The 22,576-nt window shown below is 62.8% G+C and carries 21 protein-coding genes; 9 read left to right on the forward strand and 12 right to left on the reverse strand.

Annotated elements, in window-relative coordinates; all coding sequences use genetic code 11:
* The first annotated feature begins 207 nt into the window (after nucleotides 1-207).
* Nucleotides 208-471, forward strand: a complete 264-nt coding sequence (locus tag EV700_RS02865) for a hypothetical protein (protein WP_130410836.1) — start codon at nucleotides 208-210, stop codon at nucleotides 469-471.
* 6 nt (nucleotides 472-477) lie between these two features.
* Here the strand turns inward: EV700_RS02865 and EV700_RS02870 are convergent, their stop codons facing one another.
* From EV700_RS02870 to tkt, 5 genes are all read right to left on the reverse strand, one after another.
* A complete protein-coding gene (locus EV700_RS02870) occupies nucleotides 478-1,536 on the reverse strand; it encodes a hypothetical protein (RefSeq protein ID WP_130410837.1) in 1,059 nt (352 codons plus the stop codon).
* Nucleotides 1,537-1,670: 134 nt separating this feature from the next.
* Nucleotides 1,671-2,711 carry a class II fructose-bisphosphate aldolase gene (fba, locus tag EV700_RS02875; RefSeq protein WP_130410838.1) on the reverse strand — a complete coding sequence of 347 codons (1,041 nt, stop codon included), beginning with the start codon at nucleotides 2,709-2,711 and terminating at the stop codon, nucleotides 1,671-1,673.
* Nucleotides 2,712-2,785: 74 nt separating this feature from the next.
* Nucleotides 2,786-3,958 (reverse strand): phosphoglycerate kinase, encoded by a 1,173-nt coding sequence (locus EV700_RS02880; RefSeq protein ID WP_130410839.1) that lies wholly within the window; start codon nucleotides 3,956-3,958, stop codon nucleotides 2,786-2,788.
* Nucleotides 3,959-3,974: 16 nt separating this feature from the next.
* Complete coding sequence (locus EV700_RS02885; protein ID WP_130410840.1) at nucleotides 3,975-5,021, reverse strand: type I glyceraldehyde-3-phosphate dehydrogenase; 1,047 nt, start codon at nucleotides 5,019-5,021, stop codon at nucleotides 3,975-3,977.
* Nucleotides 5,022-7,028, reverse strand: a complete 2,007-nt coding sequence (gene tkt / locus EV700_RS02890) for a transketolase (protein ID WP_130410841.1) — start codon at nucleotides 7,026-7,028, stop codon at nucleotides 5,022-5,024. It lies immediately after the preceding gene.
* 177 nt (nucleotides 7,029-7,205) lie between these two features.
* On the opposite strand from tkt, the gene metK reads away from it, so the two are divergent.
* Nucleotides 7,206-8,396: a methionine adenosyltransferase gene (metK, locus tag EV700_RS02895; protein ID WP_130410842.1), complete on the forward strand. Its 1,191-nt coding sequence runs from the start codon at nucleotides 7,206-7,208 to the stop codon at nucleotides 8,394-8,396.
* 94 nt (nucleotides 8,397-8,490) lie between these two features.
* Here the strand turns inward: metK and EV700_RS02900 are convergent, their stop codons facing one another.
* The 4 genes from EV700_RS02900 to pyrE all read right to left on the reverse strand — a co-directional run bounded on the left by EV700_RS02900 (nucleotide 8,491) and on the right by pyrE (nucleotide 12,841).
* Nucleotides 8,491-10,359, reverse strand: a complete 1,869-nt coding sequence (locus tag EV700_RS02900; protein WP_207224556.1) for an RICIN domain-containing protein — start codon at nucleotides 10,357-10,359, stop codon at nucleotides 8,491-8,493.
* 158 nt (nucleotides 10,360-10,517) lie between these two features.
* On the reverse strand, nucleotides 10,518-11,189 hold the full coding sequence (locus EV700_RS02905; protein ID WP_130410843.1) for a fumarylacetoacetate hydrolase family protein: 672 nt from the start codon (nucleotides 11,187-11,189) through the stop codon (nucleotides 10,518-10,520).
* Nucleotides 11,190-11,200: 11 nt separating this feature from the next.
* Nucleotides 11,201-12,160 (reverse strand): glutathione synthase, encoded by a 960-nt coding sequence (gene gshB / locus EV700_RS02910; RefSeq protein WP_130410844.1) that lies wholly within the window; start codon nucleotides 12,158-12,160, stop codon nucleotides 11,201-11,203.
* Between the two features lie 3 nt (nucleotides 12,161-12,163).
* On the reverse strand, nucleotides 12,164-12,841 hold the full coding sequence (gene pyrE, locus EV700_RS02915) for an orotate phosphoribosyltransferase (protein WP_130410845.1): 678 nt from the start codon (nucleotides 12,839-12,841) through the stop codon (nucleotides 12,164-12,166).
* A gap of 67 nt (nucleotides 12,842-12,908) precedes the next feature.
* On the opposite strand from pyrE, the gene EV700_RS02920 reads away from it, so the two are divergent.
* The 3 genes from EV700_RS02920 (at nucleotide 12,909) to EV700_RS02930 (ending at nucleotide 14,744) form a co-directional block, all read left to right on the forward strand.
* Entirely contained in the window at nucleotides 12,909-13,676 is a 768-nt protein-coding gene (locus EV700_RS02920) for an exodeoxyribonuclease III (RefSeq protein WP_130410846.1), read from the forward strand.
* Between the two features lie 118 nt (nucleotides 13,677-13,794).
* The gene (locus tag EV700_RS02925; RefSeq protein WP_130410847.1) at nucleotides 13,795-14,133 is read left to right on the forward strand and encodes a hypothetical protein; all 339 of its coding nucleotides are present in this window, start codon (nucleotides 13,795-13,797) and stop codon (nucleotides 14,131-14,133) included.
* Between the two features lie 8 nt (nucleotides 14,134-14,141).
* Nucleotides 14,142-14,744, forward strand: a complete 603-nt coding sequence (locus tag EV700_RS02930) for a class I SAM-dependent methyltransferase (protein WP_130410848.1) — start codon at nucleotides 14,142-14,144, stop codon at nucleotides 14,742-14,744.
* A gap of 56 nt (nucleotides 14,745-14,800) precedes the next feature.
* Here EV700_RS02930 and EV700_RS02935 read toward each other — a convergent pair whose 3' ends face one another.
* From EV700_RS02935 to rph, 3 genes are all read right to left on the reverse strand, one after another.
* Nucleotides 14,801-16,933 carry a two-component system response regulator gene (locus EV700_RS02935; RefSeq protein ID WP_207224557.1) on the reverse strand — a complete coding sequence of 711 codons (2,133 nt, stop codon included), beginning with the start codon at nucleotides 16,931-16,933 and terminating at the stop codon, nucleotides 14,801-14,803.
* Between the two features lie 29 nt (nucleotides 16,934-16,962).
* The gene (locus EV700_RS02940; RefSeq protein ID WP_130410849.1) at nucleotides 16,963-17,367 is read right to left on the reverse strand and encodes an Hpt domain-containing protein; all 405 of its coding nucleotides are present in this window, start codon (nucleotides 17,365-17,367) and stop codon (nucleotides 16,963-16,965) included.
* A 245-nt stretch (nucleotides 17,368-17,612) separates the two neighbouring features.
* A complete protein-coding gene (gene rph / locus EV700_RS02945) occupies nucleotides 17,613-18,380 on the reverse strand; it encodes a ribonuclease PH (protein ID WP_130410850.1) in 768 nt (255 codons plus the stop codon).
* A 101-nt stretch (nucleotides 18,381-18,481) separates the two neighbouring features.
* On the opposite strand from rph, the gene EV700_RS02950 reads away from it, so the two are divergent.
* From EV700_RS02950 to spoT, 4 genes are all read left to right on the forward strand, one after another.
* Nucleotides 18,482-19,348 (forward strand): YicC/YloC family endoribonuclease, encoded by an 867-nt coding sequence (locus EV700_RS02950; protein ID WP_130410851.1) that lies wholly within the window; start codon nucleotides 18,482-18,484, stop codon nucleotides 19,346-19,348.
* A 79-nt stretch (nucleotides 19,349-19,427) separates the two neighbouring features.
* Nucleotides 19,428-20,042: a guanylate kinase gene (gene gmk / locus EV700_RS02955; protein WP_130410852.1), complete on the forward strand. Its 615-nt coding sequence runs from the start codon at nucleotides 19,428-19,430 to the stop codon at nucleotides 20,040-20,042.
* A 47-nt stretch (nucleotides 20,043-20,089) separates the two neighbouring features.
* On the forward strand, nucleotides 20,090-20,368 hold the full coding sequence (gene rpoZ / locus EV700_RS02960; protein WP_130410853.1) for a DNA-directed RNA polymerase subunit omega: 279 nt from the start codon (nucleotides 20,090-20,092) through the stop codon (nucleotides 20,366-20,368).
* A 53-nt stretch (nucleotides 20,369-20,421) separates the two neighbouring features.
* Complete coding sequence (gene spoT / locus EV700_RS02965; RefSeq protein ID WP_130410854.1) at nucleotides 20,422-22,530, forward strand: bifunctional GTP diphosphokinase/guanosine-3',5'-bis pyrophosphate 3'-pyrophosphohydrolase; 2,109 nt, start codon at nucleotides 20,422-20,424, stop codon at nucleotides 22,528-22,530.
* The last annotated feature ends 46 nt before the right edge of the window (nucleotides 22,531-22,576 follow it).

A 22,576-nucleotide genomic window follows, 5' to 3' on the forward strand; every position in this document is an offset into this window, starting at 1 on the left:
TTGAAAGTTGTCAAACTATGAATCTGAGATATTCTTGGCCGGATTACGCGCCAGCATGGGCCAACAAACGCTGAAAGTTGTGACCGAGAACAAAAAAACCACAACAATTCAGGCAGCTACCGGAAACCGGTGATATTCTGAACGTATGGATAGTTGTGCATCGGGGTTGCCGGGATGGCGGCCTCAAGGAAAACAAGGAGAAACGTCATGAAGTCGATGGACAGGTCTACCACCTTGCCCCTGGACGCCATCGGGGCGCTCGAACTGGGCCAGAAGCCCGAAGCCATCCGGATTGTCCGTCAGGAAATGGGCATGAATCCCGAAGAGGCCGGCCACCTGATCGACCACTACCTCAAAATGCATCCCGTCGCCCCCGTCCCTGGATTCCAGCCCTCCCCTCCCAATCACTTGCGCTGGCTGATGGTAATCGGGCTGGTTATCGTGTTCGGGGGATTAACCCTGTTGGTGTAGGCCTGCTTACTGCGCAGCAGGCATGGCCGGAGCCGTGAACTCCGCCGCCAGAATGGCGGCGACTTCCGGCGAGGCGAAAAACCCTTCCAGCTGCCGCCGGAACAGGGCCTCCAGCATGCCGCGCTCGTGCAGCACGGCAATCACCGGCGGGCCGAAGCGCATGGCCTGCTGCACCATGATTTCATGATCAATCCCGACCTCGCCCAGCAGGTCGTAGAGACTGGTGTCGCCGTACAGTTCAAAGAAGGTATCGATCCCCGAGTCGATGATGGAACGGACAAAATCTGTCTGCCGCACTTCCCGCCAGTATTCGTAACCCAGCACAAAGAACTCTTCCAGATCCAGCGCCGTCAGCTGGTGCAGGCCGTCGGCCAGCGGCCGGGTTTTCAGGGCGTCCCAGATATCCAGGATACTGTCGCGCAGCCGGGTGTCGGCCAACTCCAGCAAGGTTTCGCCGCTGCTGACCAGCAAGCCCTGCAAGGCCCGGCGCAGGTAATCGTGCAGCCGGCTTTCCAGCGCTTCCTCAAGACCGCCGGGCAAGGCTTGCAGCGCTTCACGGCCGAAGCGCGCCAGTGAACGCGCGCCCGGCAGCCGCGACGTGGCGACGGCATGATCGAGATAACCGCGCACGCCCTCAGTGAGCAGCGAGGTTGCCAGTTCGGCGTAAAGCGGGTTGCTGACGACCTCATGCACCAGGCGTTCGCGAACGTCGCGCAGCTCCAGCACCTTGTCCAGCATTTCCTCAAAGCTGTTGTCGCTCAGGATATCGCCCAGCGTGGTGTTCGCATGCACCGGATGGGCATGAAGCGCGCGCGCCACCGCTGCGACCAGCTCCAACACGCCGCCGCTCAGGTCCAGCTCCAGCGCGAACTGGTGCACCACCTCCTTGATCAGGCGGGGCTCCATCGCCTGGTTCAGGGTCAGCAGGCGGGCGTTCTGCAGATCGGCTTCCAGCTCGGCGCGCACCCAGGCCTCGTATTCATCGCCGGTCAGGCGGCGGATCATGTAGGCGATCTGGGCGTTGAGCAGGGCTTCAGCCCGGGGGGACAGCGGCGTTCCGTTCATGGGTGACTATCCGGAGGATGACTGGCGCTCATTCTAGCGGCAGCACGACGGGAAACCTATTGGTCAGTACAGAAATTAGCGGCACAAAAAAAGCGGCCCGGAGGCCGCCTTTTTCATAGCTGACACGCCGGGGCTTATTTGCCGTAGCGGGCAGCCATCTTTTCCAGCGAGATCGGGTTGATGCGGCTGGCGTTGCCCGCCGCGCCAAACGCCTCGTAGCGGGCGATGCAGATATCACGCATGGCGGTGATGGTCTTGGCAAAGTACTTGCGCGGGTCAAACTCGGCCGGGTTTTCCGCCAGGAAGCGGCGGATGGCGCCGGTGGAGGCCAGGCGCAGGTCGGTGTCGATGTTGACCTTGCGCACGCCGTGCCTGATCGCCTCGACGATCTGCTCGACCGGCACGCCGTAGGTTTCCTTGATGTCGCCGCCATGCTCGTTGATGATGGCCAGCCAGTCCTGGGGAACCGAACTGGAGCCGTGCATCACCAGATGGGTGTTGGGGATACGGGCGTGGATTTCCTTGATGCGGTCGATAGCCAGGATGTCGCCGGTGGGCGGACGGGTGAACTTGTAGGCGCCGTGCGAGGTGCCGATGGCGATGGCCAGGGCGTCCACGCCGGTATCGGCCACGAAGCTGGCGGCTTCTTCAACACTGGTCAGCAGTTGTGAATGGTCGAGCACGCCTTCCGCGCCAACGCCGTCCTCTTCACCGGCCTGACCGGTTTCCAGCGAACCCAGGCAACCGATCTCCCCTTCCACCGACACGCCGCAGGCATGCGCCAGATCGACCACGGTCTTGGTGACGCGGACGTTGTAAGCGTAATCGGTCGGGGTCTTGCCATCCTCGGCGAGCGAGCCGTCCATCATCACCGAGCTGAAGCCCAACTGGATGGAACGCTGGCAAATGGCCGGGCTGGTGCCGTGATCCTGGTGCATCACCACCGGGATATGCGGAAATTCTTCGATGGCGGCGAGGATCAGGTGGCGCAGGAACGGCGCCCCGGCATACTTGCGGGCGCCGGCGGAGGCCTGGACGATGACCGGCGAATCGGTCTTGTCGGCGGCTTCCATGATGGCGCGCATCTGTTCGAGGTTATTGACGTTGAAGGCCGGGATGCCGTAGCCGTACTCGGCGGCGTGGTCCAGCATCTGGCGCATGGAAATCAGTGCCATGGTTCATTCTCCCTTATGTAGCGTGACGGGCAGATCAGGGTGACCGGCGGCCTCGTTGCCGCCGGTCCGGAAAATTACAGGGTGTGGCGCTTCGCCGCCTGCTGCAGCGCTTCCACGGCGGGCAGGGTCTTGCCTTCCACGAATTCGAGGAACGCACCGCCGCCGGTGGAAATGTAGGAAATCTGGTCGGCAACGCCGTACTTGTCGATGGCCGCCAGGGTGTCGCCGCCACCGGCGATGGAGAAGCCGGGGCTGTTGGCGATGGCCTTGGCCAGGGTCTTGGTGCCTTCACCGAACTGGTCGAATTCGAAGACGCCGACCGGACCGTTCCAGAGGATGGTCTTGGCGGACTTGATGAAGTTGGCGAAGCGGGCGGCGGTCAGCGGGCCGATGTCGAGGATCATGTCGTCATCCTCCACTTCCTTCAACGCCTTAATGGTGGCCGGGGCATCGGCGGCGAAGGCCTTGGCGACGACCACGTCATCCGGCAGCGGCACGCTGACGCTGCGGGCGATTTCCTTGGCGGTTTCGATCATGTCGGCCTCGTACAGCGACTTGCCCACCTTATACCCGGCGGCAGCCAGGAAGGTGTTGGCGATGCCGCCGCCGACGATCAACTGGTCACAGACATCGGACAGCGACTTCAGCACGTCCAGCTTGGTGGAAACCTTGGAACCGGCGACGACCGCGATCATCGGCGCGGCGGGATTGTCGAGGGCCTTGCCCAGCGCTTCCAGCTCGGCGGCCAGCAGCGGACCGGCGCAGGCGACCGGCGCGAACTTGGCGACGCCGTGGGTGGAAGCTTCGGCGCGGTGAGCGGTGCCGAAGGCGTCCATCACGAACACATCACACAGGGCAGCGTATTTTTGCGCCAGCTCGTCGTTGTTCTTCTTCTCGCCCTTGTTGAAGCGGACATTCTCGAACAGCACGACCTCGCCCGGCTGCAGGCTGAAACCGTCGACATAGTTGCCGACCAGCGGCACCGGACGGCCCAGCGCTTCGCTCAGGTAATCCGCCACCGGCTGCAACGAGTTTTCGGCGGAGAACTCGCCTTCCGTGGGGCGACCGAGGTGCGAGCAGACCATCACCGCCGCACCCTTTTCCAGCGCCAGGCGGATGGTGGGCAGCGAGGCGACGATGCGGGCGTCACTGCTGATCTTGCCGTCCTTGACCGGGACGTTCAGGTCTTCACGAATCAGGACACGCTTGCCGCTCAGGTCGAGATCGGCCATTTTCAAGACAGACATGAATCACTCCTTAAAATTAGTTAATTGCCAACTTCGCCAGAACGCCGCAGAGGTCGAGCAGGCGGTTGGCGTAACCCCATTCATTGTCATACCACGCCAGGACTTTCGCCTGACGACCCACCACCCGGGTTTCGGTGGCGTCAAAAAACAGCGATTGCGGCAGGTGGTTGAAGTCGCTGGACACCAGCCACTCGTCGCAATACCCGAGGATTTCCCCGTAGCTGCCCGCCGCATGGTCGCGGAACAGGACGTTGATCATGTCCACCGTCACCGGCTCGCGGGTGACGAAATTCAGGTCGATGGCCGCGACATTCAGCGTCGGCACACGGATCGAATAGCCATCGACACGACCCGCCATGTGCGGCAGCACCCGCTTCAACGCCCCGATACTGCTGGACGTGGTGGGAATGACGTTGTGCCCCGCCGCCCGCCCGCGCCGCCAGTCCCGGTGCGTCCGGTCCAGGACCATCTGGTCGGTGGTGACGGCATGGATTTCCGTCATCAGCGCCGACTCCAGCCCGAAGGCCTCGTCAAGGATCTGCACCAGCGGCACCAGCGCGTGGGTGGTGCAGGACACGCTGGACAACACCCGGTCTTCGGCGCGCACCGTGTGGTGGTTGACGCCATAGACGACCGTGGCATCCACTTCGTCAAACGGCGCGGCGCCAATGATGACCTTGCCTGCTCCGGCGCGCAGGTGCCGGGCGGCCTCGTCGCGGGCGCGGAACTGGCCGGTGCATTCCAGCACGACATCCACGTTCAGCTCAGCCCACGGCAAATGTTCCGGCTCCGCTTCACTGAACAGCCGGATGCGGTGCGGGCACTCGCAGCCTTTGGCCGCCAGCACCAGCTCGTCGCCATCCAGTTCCGCCGCGCCGTGCAGACGGCCGTGCGTGCTGTCGTAACGAGTCAGGTGCGCCAGTGTCGCCGCGTCGCCCAGATCATTGATGGCGACGAATTGCAGGCTGTCCGGACAGCCGCGCTCCAGCCATGCCCGCACCACGTTGCGGCCGATGCGGCCGTAGCCGTTGATGGCGACGCGGAGCGGACGGACAGCGGTCATTTAGGCAATAACGTCCTGCACGGCCTGCACCACCGCTTCCACTGTAATGCCGAAATGCTTGTACAGGTCCTTGATCGGAGCCGATTCGCCGAAGCTGGTCATGCCGATCACCTTGCCGTCCAGACCGGCGAACTTGTACCAGTAGTCGGCATGGCTGGCTTCCACCACGACGCGGGCGCGCACCTGCGACGGCAGCACCTTCTCGCGGTAGGCGACATCCTGGGCCATGAACGTATCCACGGACGGCAGCGATACCACGCGCACGCCCTTGCCCTGGGCGGTCAGCGCCTTTTGCGCCTGCATCGCCAGATCGATTTCGGAGCCGGTGGCGATGATGATCGCTTCCAGCACGCCGGTTTCCGGCGACAGCACGTAGCCGCCCTTGCCGATGTTTTCCACCTGCAGCGCGTCGCGCTCCAGATGCGGCAGGTTCTGGCGGGAGAAGACCAGACAGGTCGGGCCGTCGGCGCGCTGGATGGCGGCCTTCCAGGCTACGGCGGACTCAACGGCGTCGGCCGGACGCCACACCGACATGTTCGGCGTGCCGCGCAGGCTGGCCAGCTGTTCGACCGGCTGGTGCGTCGGACCGTCTTCGCCCAGACCGATGGAGTCGTGGGTGTAGACCTGGATGACGCGCTGCTTCATCAGGGCGCTCATGCGCACGGCGTTGCGCGCGTATTCCATGAAGATCAGGAAAGTGGCGCCGTAGGGAATGAAGCCGCCGTGCAGGGCGACGCCGTTCATGATGCCGCTCATGCCGAATTCGCGCACGCCGTAGAACACGTAGTTGCCTGCGGCGTTTTCCTGGATGCCGTGGCAGCCCCTCCACAGCGTCAGGTTGGAGCCGGCGAGGTCGGCGGAGCCGCCCAGCAGTTCCGGCAGCAGCGGGCCGAAGGCATTCAGGGCGTTCTGCGAGGCCTTGCGGGAAGCGATGGTTTCACCCTTGGCGGCCACTTCTTGGATGTAGGCGTTGGCCTGCAGGTCGAAGGACGCGGGCAACCGGCCCTTCAGGCGGCGATCCAGCTCCTCGGCCAGTTCGGGATGCGCCTTGCGGTAGGCGTTGTACAGCGCCGACCAGGTCTGTTCCAGCGCTTCGCCGCGGGCGCGGTTGTCCCAGGCTTCGTAGATGTCCTCGGGGATTTCGAAGGGGCCGTGTTCCCAGCCCATGGCTTCGCGGGTCAGGGCGATTTCGGCGGCGCCCAGCGGCGCGCCGTGGCAGTCTTCCTTGCCCTGCTTGTTCGGCGAACCGCAGCCGATCACGGTCTTGCAGATGATCAGCGTCGGGCGCTGGCTGTCGGCATGGGCCTGGATGATGGCGCTGCGCACGGCCTCGCTGTCATGGCCGTCGATGGGGCCGATCACCTGCCAGTTGTAGGCCTGGAAGCGTTGCACGGTGTTGTCAGTGAACCAGCCTTCCACTTCACCGTCGATGGAGATGCCGTTGTCATCGTAGAAGGCGACCAGTTTGCCCAGCTTGAGGGTACCTGCCAGCGAGCAGACTTCGTGCGAGATACCTTCCATCAGGCAGCCGTCACCGAGGAAGCAGTAGGTGAAGTGGTCGATGACCGGATAGCCTTCGCGGTTGAACTGCGCGGCCAGCGTCTTCTCGGCCAGCGCCATGCCGACGGCATTGGCGATGCCCTGCCCCAGCGGGCCGGTGGTGGTTTCGACACCGGGGGTATAGCCGTATTCGGGGTGGCCGGGGGTCTTGCTGTGCAACTGGCGGAACTGCTTGAGGTCATCGATCGAGAGGTCGAAGCCGCTGAGGTGCAGCAGCGCGTACTGCAGCATGGAGCCGTGGCCGTTGGAGAGCACGAAGCGGTCGCGGTTGGTCCAGCCGGGATTGGCCGGGTTGTACCGCATCACGCCGCGCCACAGCACTTCCGCAATGTCCGCCATGCCCATCGGGGCGCCGGGATGACCGGAATTGGCTTGTTGGACGGCATCCATGGCCAGGGCGCGGATCGCATTGGCGAGACGACGTTCAGGGAGGGCGGCAGCGGTCATAAAAGACTCCAGAGCGGGCTTTCGGAGGAAAGGCGCAATTGTCGCCGAATTGGGGTGGAGGGGCAAATGCAATTATCGGAGAAAATCCCCGAGAATTCGCTGTTCCCTTGCCCTTCCCGGCTGAAAACCTTATCTTTGCCGGTTCGATCAGCCCCTAGCTTCCCACAGGTTTCCCCCATGAGCGACTACAGCGTATTCACCAGCGAATCCGTCTCCGAAGGCCATCCGGACAAGATCGCCGACCAGATTTCCGATGCCGTCCTCGACGCCATCATCGCCAAGGACAAATATGCCCGCGTCGCCTGTGAAACCATGGTCAAGACCGGCGTCGCCATCGTCTCCGGCGAAATCACCACCAGCGCCTGGGTCGATCTGGAAGACCTGGTGCGCGGCGTCATCAACGACATCGGCTACAACTCCTCCACCGTCGGCTTTGACGGCTCCACCTGCGGCATCATCAACATCATCGGCAAGCAATCGGTGGATATCGCCCAGGGCGTGGACCGCGCCCGCTCGGAAGATCAGGGCGCCGGCGACCAGGGCCTGATGTTCGGCTACGCCAGCAACGACACCGACGTGCTGATGCCCGCGCCGATCTGCTACGCCCACCGTCTGGTGGAGCGCCAGGCCGAAGCGCGCAAGACCGGCCTGCTGCCGTGGCTGCGTCCGGACGCCAAGTCGCAGGTCACCTTCCGTTATGAAAACGGCAAGCCGGTGGCGATTGACGCCGTGGTGCTGTCCACCCAGCACAATCCCGAGATCGCCTACAAGGATCTGCGCGAGGCCGTGATGGAACTGGTGATCAAGCACGTGCTGCCCGCCGAATGGCTGCATGCCGGGACGCAGTTCCACATCAACCCGACCGGCCAGTTCGTCATCGGCGGCCCGGTGGGCGACTGCGGCCTGACCGGCCGCAAGATCATCGTCGACAGCTATGGCGGCATGGCCCGTCACGGCGGCGGCGCGTTCTCCGGCAAGGATCCCTCGAAGGTGGACCGCTCGGCCGCCTATGCCGGTCGTTACGTGGCGAAGAACATCGTCGCCGCCGGTCTGGCCGACCGCTGCGAAATCCAGGTGTCCTACGCCATCGGCGTGGCGCTGCCGACCTCGATCTCGATCAACACCTTCGGCACCGGCAAGATCAGCGACGACAAGATCATCGAACTGGTGCGCCGCCACTTCGACCTGCGTCCCTACGCGATCACCAAGATGCTGGACCTGCTGCACCCGATGTACCGCCGCACCGCCGCCTACGGCCACTTCGGCCGCGCGCCGGAAACCGTGACCGTCGGTGACGACACCTTCACCACCTTCACTTGGGAAAAGACCGACAAGGCCGAGGCGCTGCGCACTGACGCCGGGCTGTAATCCTTCAATCCTTCCTCCCAAACAAAAAGGCCGCTGAATCAGCGGCCTTTTTGTTTTCAGCTGACGGGCGGCTTCACGCCGCCCGTCCTCCGGCTTATTGCCAGGACCAGCTTTGCCCCCAGCTGTTCTGGCCGTCCCAGAGATGGGTATCCTGACCGTCGAAAGCTCCCCACCACGCATCCTTGATGTCCATCGCCTTGGACGGAGCATGCGCCGGGCGCAGCGAGTTGCCCGCGCCGCGCAGCCAGACCTGGTTCGCGCCGCCGTGGCAATCCCAGAGCACAATCTTGGTGCCGTTCGCGGTGCCCGCACCGGAAACATCGATGCAACGGTTGGGATTGGCCTTGCTGTGGATGCGGCCCTGCGCGTCCTGCCACCACTTCTGGCTGTCGGCGCCGTGGCAGCTCCAGTGATGGACGATGGCGCCGTTGGCGGTGCTGCGGTCTTCCAGGTCCAGGCACTTGCCCTTGCCGTTTACCAGCGAGCGCCACACCGGCACTTCGTTCAACGTCGTGCTCTGGATTTGCACCGAGACATTGCCCGACACCGCGGCATCGCTGCTGAGGCGCAGGATGACGCTGTTGTCATTGACGGTGAAGGTGGTGGCGACATTGGTGCCGGTCAGCGTGCGTTGCAGCTGGCGGCTGCCGTTGAAGACCTGCAGGCTGTCGCCGATACCGTCCAGACCGCCGGAAACAGTCACGGTCACGGCGCTGGCGCCGGGAATGTACAGCGTCTGGTACACCACCTGGTTGGCGGCGTAGTTGCCGGAAGACCAGCCGGTGTTGGCGGCGTAGTAGGCTTCCCACTTGCCTTCACGCGCCTTGTCGGACAGGTTCAGCCACACCGTCTGGCCGCTGCTGACCGCCTTCAGGCGTTCGTTCTGGTAGGCGTTGGCAGGAACGGCAAAACGGTAGCCCGGGAACTCGCTGGCGCACTGGGCGCGGCCCTGATCCCACGCACCGCTGCCCGAGGTCAGCCGCCAGTCATCGGCGTTGGCGACGTTCTGGCAGGCGAAGCGGCGGATATTGCCGCAGCTGACATCGTTCCAGCGACCGTCGGAACGGCGCTCGGCACAGTTCTCGCCGCCGGAACCGGCATTGTTCGGCTCGCCGCCGCCCCAGCTCCAGACCGCCGCGCCGGTCATGGTGTCATCCCAGCGGTCGGCATCGATATTGCTGACGCCGCAGGCCAGCAATCGGGGAATGTTGCTGCTGTCGATGGTGCCGGTATTGTCGACCCATTCATCGGGCAACAGGTCCTTGCCCAGCTTGCTGTCGGAAATGGCGTAAATGCTGCCCAGCGACAGGGGCGTCCCGTCCAGCGTGCAGGCATTCGTATCAAAGTACTTCACCGGCCGCGAATTCCAGCCACCCGCCGCACCGGTGGCGAAAATGCGGCCGTCCCAGATCAGGCTGCCGTCATAGGTGTTGTTCGCGCCCTTGACGATCAGGCGCTTGCCCTTGGCGACCATTTCGCGCGGGGTTTCCCAACGGTTGGCGGGTTTGTCGGACGGTTTGTAGAGCAGGCTGCCGAAAATGCTGTACAGCGGCCCTTCCACCATCGCCTGGTTACCAACGCGGTCTTCCAGGTCCAGGAAAATGATTTCCTTGGGATGCGCGGCCAGCCAGTTGGCAATCTTCTGCAATTCGCCCGGGTAGCTGTCCTCGGCGCTGTAAATCTGGTTGCATTCGCTGTGGCACAGTTTGACCACGCCATCATCGACATGGACATCGAGGTCGATATTGCGTACGCCGTTGTCCATCAACTTGTCCAGCGCCCAGCGCTGGTTGGCCCAGGTGGCGTCGGAGTCGTTCCAGGCATTGTGCGCGCCCAGAACCTGCAGCCGGTTGACGGGCGTATCGTATTGCAGCTCCATGCCCTGCGACAGCGGCCAGGAAGAATCGGCCCAGCCTTGGGTGGCGGCCAGCAGCAGGCCGGTAAGGACGGCAAGTTTTTTCATGAGGGAAAGCTCCGCGATGCACGTTGTTCTTGTACGTTTATGCGGCGGAATAATGAGCAATGCTCGGCAGCTTGGATTGATACTTGCCGACAAGGCGACGAATGGTTCGGCGGGAAAGGTCAAACAGGCAACGGGCGTCACGCGGACGCCCGTCAGGCTCAGGCCACGCGGGTCGAAAATACCGCCAGCGGCTGGCCCCGGTTCAGCAAGGTCAACTCCAGTACATCCCCGGACGCCAGCGCCGCGACGCCTTCCGGGGTTCCGGTCAGCACCACGTCACCAGGTTCCAGCGTGAAAATGTGGCTGATGTAGGCGACCAGTTCGTAAATTCCAGTCATCATGTCGCGCGTCAGCCCGTTCTGGCGCGGCGCGCCGTTCACCGACAGCGCCAGTCCGGCCGTTTCCACCGCCCCGAAGGCTTCCGGCGAGAGGAAGGGCGACAAGGGGCAGGCGCCGTCAAAGGCCTTCGCCACTTCCCAGGGATAGCCCTGTTTCTTCAGCTCGTTCTGCAGGTCGCGCAGCGTCAGATCCAGCGCCAGGCCGTAACCGGCAATCACGCCCGGCACGGCTTCCACAGTCAGGCCTTTCGCCGTGTGACCGATCAGCACCGCAATCTCGGTTTCATGATGGCAACTGCCACGCCCGGCCGGGATGGCGAAGGACGGCGACAGCGGCACGATGGCGGTGCGCGGCTTCAGGAACAGGATCGGTGCGTCCGGCACGGCGTTGCCCAGTTCGCGGGCGTGGGCGGCATAGTTGCGGCCGACACAAACCGCCTTGCCGACCGGCAGGTCGATCACGGAACCATCAATTCGGGTATGTTGATACATGGAGTGTCCTGTCAGGCGGATGCTTGCGCCAGTTTCTGGTCGATCGCCGCCATCAACCGGTCGGCGATGCCGAAGCCGAAGCGGGCGTCAATTTCGCGGATGCAGGTCGGGCTGGTGACATTGACCTCGGTGATGTAATCGCCGATAACATCCAGCCCCACGAAAAGCAGGCCGCGCCGACGGAGTTCCGGCCCGACCTGCGCCGCCAGCCAGTAATCGCGTGGCGACAGCAATTGCGGCACGCCGCTGCCGCCCGCCGCCAGGTTGCCGCGCGTTTCCCCTTCCGGCGGCACCCGCGCCAGGCAGTACGGCACCGGCTCGCCGTCAATCAGCAGGATGCGCTTGTCACCCCTGACGATCTCGGGAATGAAGCGTTGCGCCATGATCGGCAGCGTGCCGTTCATCGTCAGCGTTTCCAGCGTCGCGCCGATGTTCAGTCCGCCCTGCTGCAAGCGGAAGATGCCGGTGCCGCCCATGCCGTCCATCGGCTTGACGATGACATCGCCGTGCTCGGCGACAAAGGCGCGGATGCGCGCCATGTCCGAAGCCACCAGCGTCGGCGCCATGCAGTGCGGAAAGAAGGTGGCGAAGAATTTCTCGTTGCAGTCGCGCAGCGACTGCGGCTTGTTCACTACCAGCACCCCGGCTTCCTCAGCCCGTTCCAGGATGTAGGTGGTGTAGATGAAGCGCATGTCGAAGGGCGGATCCTTGCGCATCAGGATCACCTGCATGTCGGCCAGCGGCTTGTCCGCCGCCTCGCCGAATTCGTACCAGCGCTCCGCCGATTCGAACACCTGCAAGGGCTTCAGGCGACCGAACGCAGCGCCGTCACGCACGTACAGGTCGTCCTGCTCCGCATACCACAGCGTCCAGCCCCGGCGGGCCGCTGCCCACAGCATGGCGATGCTGGAATCCTTCTTGATCTTGATCCGGGAAATGTCATCCATCACCACCAGCAGGTTGACGGTCATGGATCAGGCTCCGTCCGCGTACCAGTCGTTACGGTCCTTGGAACCGTAACGCGCCTGATAGGCGTGGATCAGCTTGATGGTTTCATCCTGGCCGCCATGCTCGCGCAGGTACTCGGTCACATGATCCAGCTTGATGATGCTGTACACCGGCACATTGAACTTGGAGTAGACCTCCTGAATAGCGGACAACTCTCCCGCACCGCGCTCCTGCCGATCCAGCGCCACGATAATGCCCGCCGCCTTGGCCCGCTGCTCGGCCAGAATGTGCATGACTTCGCCGATCGCCGTTCCGGCAGTGATCACATCATCCAGGATCAGCACGCGACGGCCTTCCAGCGGCGAACCCACCAGCGACCCACCCTCGCCGTGATCCTTGGCTTCCTTGCGGTTGAAACACCACGGCTTGTTGATGTTGAAACGGTCATTCAACTGCATCGACGCGGCGATGGCGATGGGAATGCCCTTATAGGCCGGTCCGAAAATGACATCGTATTCCAGCCCGGAACGCTGGATGGCCTCGGCGTAGCAATGGCCCAGCGCCGAGATCGACATGCCGTCACGAAACAGCCCGGCGTTGAAGAAATAGGGGCTGACCCGCCCTGACTTCAGGGTAAAGGAGCCGAAGCGCAACACTTCGCGGTGCATGGCCAGCTTGATGAACAGGCGCTGATACTCAAGCATGATGATTTCCTTCAGGGCTGGGGATCGGAACGGTTATCATAGCCGCCTTCTTGAAGGGGATACAGCCATGCGAATTATTTCCGTCAACGTCAACGGCCTGCGCTCGGCCAGCAGCAAGGGCTTTTTCGAATGGCTGGACCAGAGCGGCACGGACATCGCCTGCCTGCAGGAGACCCGCATCCTGCCCCACCAGATCGAGGCCGCGCACCAGCCGCACGGCTGGCACTGCGAATTCTTCCCCGCCGAACGCCCCGGCTACGCCGGCACCGCCATCTATTCCCGGCAAAAGCCCGACCGTGTGGCGCGCGGGCTGGGCTTCGCGCTGTGCGACAGCGAAGGCCGCTGGATCGAGGCGCAGTACGGCGAACTGACCGTGGCCTCGCTGTACCTGCCCTCCGGCTCCGCTTCCGAGGAGGCGCAGGCGCGCAAGGATGTGTTCCTGGGTGAGTTCCTGCCGCGCATGCGCCAGTGGCGGGCGGAAAACCGGCAACTGGTGGTCTGCGGCGACTGGAACATCGCCCACAAGCAGGTCGACCTGAAGAACTGGCGCGGCAACCAGAAAAACTCCGGCTTCCTACCGCACGAGCGCGCCTGGCTGGACACGCTGTTCGGCGACGTCGGCTATGTGGACGCCCACCGCACGCTGCTGGCGCCCGACCAGGCCGAATACACCTGGTGGTCGAACCGGGGCCGCGCCTGGGACAACAACGTCGGGTGGCGGATTGACTATCAGGTGATTTCTCCCGACCTGGCCGGACGCCTGCGCGCCGCCAGCGTCTACCGCGACCAGCGCTTTTCCGACCATGCGCCGCTGATCATCGACTACGCGGACTGAATCACAGACTGACCACTTGTTGACCGGACGGGGCTTTGCTAGCGTCAAGCAGGACGACCGCCGTTTACGGCAAGGACCGGACACGGAACCGTCGCCCGCTTTCATCAAGGAGAACACCATGAACAGCAGACTCGCCATCCTGACCCTGACCGCCGCTGTCCTGAGCGGTTGCGCCTCAAGCCCCGAACCCACCTTCGGCGACCAGCTGGCCGCCCGCAGCGACCAGGCCAAGTCCATTTCGAAGCAATGGAAATCCGGGCAAGCCGACGTCGCCAAGGGTGAGAAAATGATCAGCAAGGGCCAGGACCTGATCGACGAGGCCAAGAAAAACCAGGAAAAAGGCACTTCGCTGATTGAGGAAGGCCGGAAACTGGTCGAAAATGGCAAAAAGCAAATGGCCGATTCCGAGGCCGCCTACCACGACATGCGGGCGACCCCGGTCCAGCCCGCCCAGTAAGGATCTTCATGAGCAAAACCACCGTTGACGCCGCCACCCTCGCCCGCTGGCGGCAGGACATTGTCTTCTCCGAAAACGTGCTCGGCGACGACTACACCTTCCGTTCCACCTGGGGCATCTTCTCGCCGAAAGCGGTGGATGAAGGCTCGCGCCTGCTGCTGGAACATGTCGACTTCAAGCCCGACGCCGACTGCCTGGACGTGGGTTGCGGCTACGGCGTGCTGGGCATGGTGATGGCGAAGAAGTGCCCGCAAGGCACCTCGGTGCTGCTGGACAAGGACTTCGTGGCGGTGGATTACGCCCGCAAGAACTGCGAGGCCAACGGCCTGAAGAACACCGAGGTGTTCCTGAGCAACGGCTTCAACCAGGTCGGCGACCGCAAGTTCGACATCATCCTGTCCAACCTGCCCGCCAAGGTAGGCAACGAGCAGCATTACCTGTATCTGTACGACGCGCTGGCGCACCTGAAGCCGGGCGGGAAATTCTACGTGGTGACGATCAACGGCCTGCGCGAGTTCATTGCGCGTACCTTCAAGGAAGTGTTCGGCAACTACGACAAGCTGAAACAGGGGAAGGTGTATACCGTGGCGGTGGCGGAGAAGCAGGCGTAAACGCCAGGCATGAAAAAGGGCGCTGACAGCGCCCTTTTTCATGGTGATGGATCCGATTACTGATCCACCATGAACACACCCTTGTGCTGCTGCGCCATCTGCAAGCTCTGCATCATGAAACGCTCGAACTCGCCCTTCGGCATCGGCCGCGCAAACAGGAACCCCTGCATGGTGATGCAACCGCGCTGCAACAGGAAATCCGCCTGTTCGGTGGTTTCGACACCCTCGGCTACCACGCTCAGCTTCAGGTTCTGCGCCAGACCGATGATCGCCGCCGTAATCGCTGCATCGTTCGGGTCAGTCACGATGTCCTGCACGAACGACCGGTCGATCTTCAGCTCGTCAATCGGGAAACGCTTCAGGTAGTGCAGCGAGGAATAACCCGTCCCGAAATCATCCACCGACAGCGACACACCCATCGTCTTCAGCGCCTGCAGGGTATCAATCGTGGAACTGATATCCTGCATCAGGATGCCTTCGGTCAGCTCCAGCACCAGGAAACTGGGCAGCAGCTTCGATTCGTCCAGGCTGCGCTGCACGCCCGCCAGCAGGTCGGGATGCCGGAAATTGGCGGAGGACATGTTGATCGCCAGCGGCACGATAGGCATGCCCTGGCTCTGCCAGCCGCTGTTGATGATGCACGCCTGCTTCAGCACCCACTGCCCCAGCTCGACAATGTAACCTGACTCTTCCGCCACCGGGATGAAGATGGCGGGTGAAATCATGCCGCGCTCGGGATGCTTCCAGCGCAACAGCACTTCCGCACCCACCAGCTCGTGGGTCAGCGGATTGACCTTGGGCTGGAAGTACAGCTCCAGCTGATCCTGTTCGATCGCCTTGCGCAGGTCGTTTTCCAGGGCAAACTTGTTCAGCACCGTCTCGTTCATCGTCGAATCGAAGAAATGGTAGCTGTTGCGGCCCTTGTCCTTGACGGCGTACATCGCCAGGTCGGCGTTCTTCAGCAACTGCTCGACATCGCCGCCGTCTTCCGGAGCCACGGCAATGCCGATACTGGCCGAGACGATGATTTCCTGCTTGCCGACGGTGATCGGCTGGGAAATGACTTCCAGCAGCCGCTGCGCCACCTGGGCGGCGTCTTCCGGCTGGCTGATGTCGGTCAGCACGATGGTGAATTCGTCGCCGCCCAGACGGGCAACCATGTCGTTCTGGCCCTGGCTGATGGCGATCAGGTCGGTGCTGCGCACGCAAGTGTTGATGCGGCTGGCGATGGCCTGCAGCACCATGTCGCCCTTGTCGTGGCCCAGGGTGTCGTTGATGCGCTTGAAGCGGTCGAGGTCGATGAACAGCAGCGCGCATTGCTTGTTGTTGCGGCGGGCGCGCAGCAGCTCGTGCTGCAGCAGTTCGCGGAACAGCTGGCGGTTGGCCAGGCCGGTCAGCGAGTCGTAATAGGCCAGGTTGCGGATGCGCTGTTGCGCGGCGACCAGCTCGGTAATGTCCTGGGTGATGCCTTCGATGCGGTCGATGCTGCCGTCAGGATGGTAGAAGACCTGGGTCTGCTCGTGCAGCACGCGCATGCCGGAGTTGCCGGCAATGATGCGGAACTGCAGCTGGTAGGCCGTACCCTTGGCCGCTCCCAGCAGGGCGTCGCGCAATATCTGGCGGTCTTCCTCGTGCACATGCTCCAGCACCGAGTACATGGAGGTTTCCAGCACGTCGCGGCGCACGCCGACAATACGGTAATACTCGCTGGTGCGACGGGTCGTGTCTTTTTCCGGCCACCATTCCCAGCTGCCCAGATGCGCCAGGCGCTGGGCGTTGGCCAGGCTGGATTCGCTATGGGCCAGCTGGTCGTGAATGCGGCTGGCGCGCAGGATGTAATGAATGCGGTAGACCAGCAGGGTCCAGTTGATCGGCTTGGTGACGAAGTCGGTGGCGCCGTAGTCATAGGCGCGGACGATGGAGGCGGTGTCTTCCAGGCCGGTCAGCATGATCACCGGCAGGCTGGCCAGCAGCGGGTTACGGCGGATTTCCTTGCAGACCTCGTAACCGTCCATGTCCGGCATGATCACGTCCAGCAGCACCAGGTCAGGCTTGACCTGCTGGATCAGGGACAACCCCTGCTGACCGTTGGCCGCTTCAAACACGCGGAAATTCTCCTCGGTCAGCTTCTCGGCCGCGAGCAGGCGTGTTATGGGGTCATCATCAATAATCAGAATTTTGGTGGTCATTACAGGGTTCCAGATTGCCGATGCCGACATCAGTGCTGATCCGTGGACACTGTTGCCAGCTGTGATTCGATCGCATCCAGCGCCACCAGAAGGCGGGCAAATTCCATGCGCAAATCACCGGTCAGGGCGCCGACTTCCGCCAGCTCCGACTGTCGTGCAAATTGTTCAATATGTCTGGCCACCTGCGACAGCCGTTGTGCGCCGATCGACGCGGAAGAGGACTTCAGCGTATGTGATTGGCGCAGCAACGCCTCCTGATCTTCAGTGGTCAGTGCGTATTCAATCCCGTGAACCAGTTTGGAAGCTTCCTGGCGAAACAGCGCAAGCAAGCGCTTCACCAGAGGTGATGCTAACCCTGAGTTTCCCCCTATGCTTGTTAGCACCATTATGTCCAGCACCTCATCGGCGCCGGCTTTTTTCTTGTCGTCTTGCATGTGAATCGTTGTCTCTCGATCCCTGATGGTCAATCCGGCTTTTGCGTTAAAGCCCGACAGCAATCACGAACAAATTATATACACTTCTTAAAAGATTACATCTCATAACTGAGCGATAGACATACTTAATTCAGGCGCATCAAGCAAGAAGAACTTGCATCAGCAACACCATTCGTCCGATAAAACGGCATAATTAGAGGACGAACGTTCTTATTCCGTTAACGCCGTCCTCTTTTCGACCGCTCTTACCAGCCCAGCGCCTCCTGCTGTTTGGCGATCAGTGCCTGGATGCCCTGCTCGGCCAGGATCAGCATGCTGTCGGCTTCCTGGCGGCTGAAAGACTTGCCTTCCGCCGTGCCCTGCATCTCGACGAAGCCGCCCAACTGGGTCATCACCACGTTCATGTCGGTATCGCAGCCGGAGTCTTCCTCGTAATCCAGATCCAGCACCGGCACGCCCTTGACGATGCCCACCGAAACGGCGGCGACCAGATGCTTCAGCGGGTCCTGCTTGATGGTCTTGCGCTTCAGCATGTGGCTGAAGGCATCGACCAGCGCCACGGCGCCGCCGGTAATCGCGGCGGTGCGGGTGCCGCCGTCGGCCTGCAGCACGTCGCAGTCGATGGTGATGGTGTTTTCACCCAGTTTTTTCAGGTCGACCATGGCGCGCAGGCTGCGGCCGATCAGGCGCTGGATTTCCAGGGTACGGCCGCCCTGCTTGCCGCGCGAGGCCTCGCGGTCGTTGCGGGTATGGGTGGCGCGGGGCAGCATGCTGTATTCCGCCGTGATCCAGCCTTCGCCCTTGCCCTTCAGGAAGCGCGGCACCGAATTCTCGACACTGGCCGTGCACAGCACCCGCGTATCGCCGAATTCCACCAGCACCGAGCCTTCGGCGTGCTTGGTGTAGTGGCGGGTGAAGCGGATCTGGCGCAGTTCGTCGGCGGCGCGTCCGGCGCTGCGACGGAAGCCCTGGTCGGAAATGGCGGTCGACAGGGCGTCTTTGAGATTCGGCATGGTGGTCCTCGGAACATGTATAGGAATAGTCAAAACGCGGCAATTATACCGGCTTGCGGCTACAATCGGCGGAGAACTGTATCGTCTGATCCGGAGTTTGCATGATTAGCAGCATGACCGCCTTTGCACGGCAGGAAACCCGCGGCGATTTCGGCCTGCTGGTCTGCGAAATCCGCTCGGTGAACCACCGCTATCTGGAGCCGTCGCTGCGGCTGGCGGACAGCCTCCGCGACCTGGAAATACCGCTGCGCGAACGGCTGCGGGCAAAGCTGCAACGCGGCAAGGTGGATGTGTGGCTCCGTCACGAACCCGCCGAGGCAGCGGCGTCGACCATCCACATCAATCACGCGCTGGCGGCGCAGCTGGTGAACGCCGCCGCCGAGATCGACAAGCTGGCCCGCCATACCGCCCCCCTCAACGCCGCCGATATCCTGCGCATGCCGGGCGTGATCATGGCACGGGAACCGGACATGCAGGCCCTGGCCACCGCCGCGCTGACGCTGTTCGACCGCGCGCTGGACGATTTCACCGCCATGCGCCGACGCGAGGGCGACGTGCTGGCCGGGCTGATTGCTACCCGGCTGGATGCGGTCGAGGCGGAATGCGCCCGCGCCGCCGAACGCCTGCCCGGCATCATCAGCCATTTCCGCCAGCGGCTGCTGGACCGACTGGCTGAAGTGCGCGGCGAACTGAACGCGGAACGCCTGGAACAGGAAATGGTGATTTTCGCGCAGAAAATCGACGTGGCCGAGGAGCTGGACCGGCTGCGGGCGCACGGACGCGAAGTGCGCCGGGTGCTGGCGCAGGGCGGCGCGGTCGGCCGCAAGCTGGATTTCCTGTTGCAGGAACTGAACCGCGAGGCCAATACGCTGGGCGCAAAATCGGTCAGCGCCGACAGTTCGCAATCGTCAGTGGAACTGAAGGTATTGATCGAGCAGATGCGCGAACAGGTGCAGAACATTGAATGAAGCGGCTGCCGTCCCGGCCGCCGATATGGTTCAATAGCGCCCTGCCCGCTTCCCCATCCACCTGTTACTGAAGACCATCATGTCCGGAACCCTGTTTGTCATCTCCGCCGCCTCCGGGACCGGCAAGACCTCCCTCGTCACCGCCTTGCTGGAAAACACTGACTGCGTCGAGGTGTCGGTATCGCACACCACCCGCAAACCGCGCCCCGGTGAGCTGGATGGCGTGCACTACCACTTCGTCAGCGTCGAGGAGTTCATGCAGCGCGTGGGTGAAGGCGGCTTCCTGGAACATGCCGAGGTCTTCGGCAACTATTACGGCACCGCGCGCGCCAACGTCGAAAAGGCGCTGGCCGCCGACCGCGACGTGATCCTGGAAATCGACTGGCAGGGCGCCCAGCAAGTACGCCGCCAGTTTCCGGACGTGCTGACCGTGTTCATCGTGCCGCCCAGCCGTGATGCGCTGCGCCAGCGCCTGCAAAACCGGGGTCAGGACAGCGACGAAGTCATCGACCGCCGGCTGGCCGGGGCGCTGGAAGACATCAGCCATTACGTCGAATTCGACTACCTGGTCATCAACGACGACTTTGACACCGCGCTGGACGACCTGAAGGCCGTGGTTCGCGCCGCCCGCCACCGCCAGAAGCTGCAAGCCATCCGTCACCTTGACCGGCTGCAAAGCTTGTTGTCGGTCTGAAAATTGCGTATATTCAAGGTTTTCCCTGTTGCTGGTGAGATTTTTCAATGGCTCGCGTTACCGTCGATGACTGCCTGGGTGCAGTCGAAAACCGTTTTGAACTGGTGCTGGTCGCCGCCCGTCGCGCCCGCCAGCTGTCCACGGGCAACAAGGAAGCCCTGCTGGCCTGGGACAATGACAAGCCCACCGTGATGGCGCTGCGTGAAATCGCCGCTGGTCTGGTTGACCGCTCCATCCTGCACGCCAAGGAAGAAGAGCCGGAAGACGACGTCGCTCTGGACATCAACCTGGGCATGGGTCTGGGCAATCTGGACAACGCCTTCTGAGACGGACGGCAGCCGGTGACGGCTGCCCCGCTCTCCTGCCGGGGACTCCTCCGATGAGTGCCGGACTCGCAGGCTTCTGCGAATACCTCGCGACCTACCTGAAGCCGGAGCAGATTGCCGAGGTCGAGTCCGCATACCTCTTCTCCAAAGCCGCCCACGAAGGGCAGTTCCGCCGCAACGGCGACCCGTACATCACCCATCCCCTCGCCGTCGCCGACATTCTCGGACACATGCACATGGACCATCAAAGCCTGATGGCCGCGCTGCTGCATGACGTCATTGAGGATACCGGCATTTCCAAGGAAGAACTGGCGGCGCGTTTCGGCCAGGATGTGGCCGAACTGGTGGACGGCGTCACCAAGCTGGCGAAGGTTCGCACCCAGTCCAAGGCCGAAGCCCAGGCCGAAAACCTGCGCAAGATGATGCTGGCGATGACCCAGGATATCCGGGTGATCATCGTCAAGCTGGCCGACCGCCTGCACAACATGCGCACGCTGGACGTGCTAGCCCCGGAGAAGCGCCGCCGCATCGCCCAGGAAACGCTGGACATCTATGCGCCGCTGGCCAACCGCCTGGGCATGAATCAGGTGCGCGTTGAGCTGGAAGACCTGTGCTTCGAAGCGCTGTTCCCGATGCGCGCGCCGCTGATCCGCAAGGCGGTGGGCGTGGCGCGCGGCAACCGCAAGGATATGCTGGAAACCATCCGCCAGACGCTGGAACAGCGCCTGAAGCAAGAAGGCCTGCCCGCCCGCGTGCTGGGCCGTGAAAAGCACATGTTCAGCATCTACATGAAAATGAAGGAAAAACAGAAATCCTTCGCGGAAATCATGGATGTCTACGGCTTTCGCGTTGTCGTGGAATCGGTGGACGCCTGCTACCGGGCGCTGGGCATCATGCACAACCTGTACAAGCCCATTCCCGGCAAGTTCAAGGACTACATCGCCATTCCCAAGGCCAACGGCTACCAGTCGCTGCACACGGTCCTGAAAGGCCAGCGCGGCGTGCCGATCGAGATCCAGATCCGCACCGAGGCGATGGAGTCGATGGCCAACAACGGCGTCGCCGCGCACTGGCTGTACAAGGACAATACCGGCAATACCTCGCAGGCCCGCGCCCGCGAATGGATGAAGTCGCTGCTGGAATTGCAGAAGAGCGCGGGCAATTCACTGGAATTCATCGAGAACGTCAAGATCGACTTGTTCCCGGACGAGGTCTACGTCTTCACGCCGCAGGGTCGCATCCTGACGCTGCCCAAGGGCTCCACCGCCGTCGACTTCGCCTATGCCGTGCACAGCGATGTCGGCAACGGTTGCATCGCCGCCCGCGTCGACGGCCGTCTGGCGCCGCTCAGCCTGGCCTTGCTGACCGGGCAAACCGTCGAGGTGATCACCGCCCCCGGCGCGATGCCGAACCCGCACTGGCTCAATTTTGTGATTACCAGCAAGGCGAGGGCGAACATCCGCAATTACCTGAAAGACCAGCAGCAGTCGCAATCGCTGGAGCTGGGACGCCGCCTGCTCGACAAGTCCCTGTCGGCCTATGGTGAAAAGATCGCCGCCATTCCCGCCGCCACCGTGGCCCACGTGGTGGCCGAACTGGGCTTCACCTGCCTAGACGATCTGCTGGAAGATATCGGCCTGGGCAACCGCGCGCCGCAACTGGTGGCGCGACGGCTGTTGCCGGAAGGCGCACGCGAGCTCAGTCGCCCCGGCGCGCGGCATCTGGCCATTTCCGGCACCGAAGGCCTGGTGGTGTCCTACGCGCGCTGCTGCCGTCCCTTGCCGGGCGACAGCATCATCGGCCACCTCAGCGCCGGCAAGGGCATCGTCATCCACCGCGACAACTGCCACAACCTGGTGGCGGAACTGCGCGACAACCCGGACAAGTGCATGCCGCTGCAATGGGCCGGGGCCATCGACCGCGAATTCCCCAGCGAACTGCGCATTGAACTGGCCAACCAGCGCGGCATGCTGGCCGAAATTGCCCGTGAAGTGACCGCCAACGAAGCCAACATCGACAACATCAGCATGCAGGAAAAGGGACCGCAGCATGCGGTGATCAGCCTGAACCTGTCCGTCCGCAACCGCGTGCACCTTGCCCGCATCATCAAGCGCATCCGCATCCTCAACGGCGTCGAGAAAGTCACCCGCGTCCGCGCCTGAATCAGGGCGCCACTTCGTAACGGCCCATTAGCCGATGACACATTAA

It is taken from the genome of Fluviicoccus keumensis (assembly GCF_004217445.1).
GTDB classification, from domain to species: domain Bacteria; phylum Pseudomonadota; class Gammaproteobacteria; order Pseudomonadales; family Moraxellaceae; genus Fluviicoccus; species Fluviicoccus keumensis.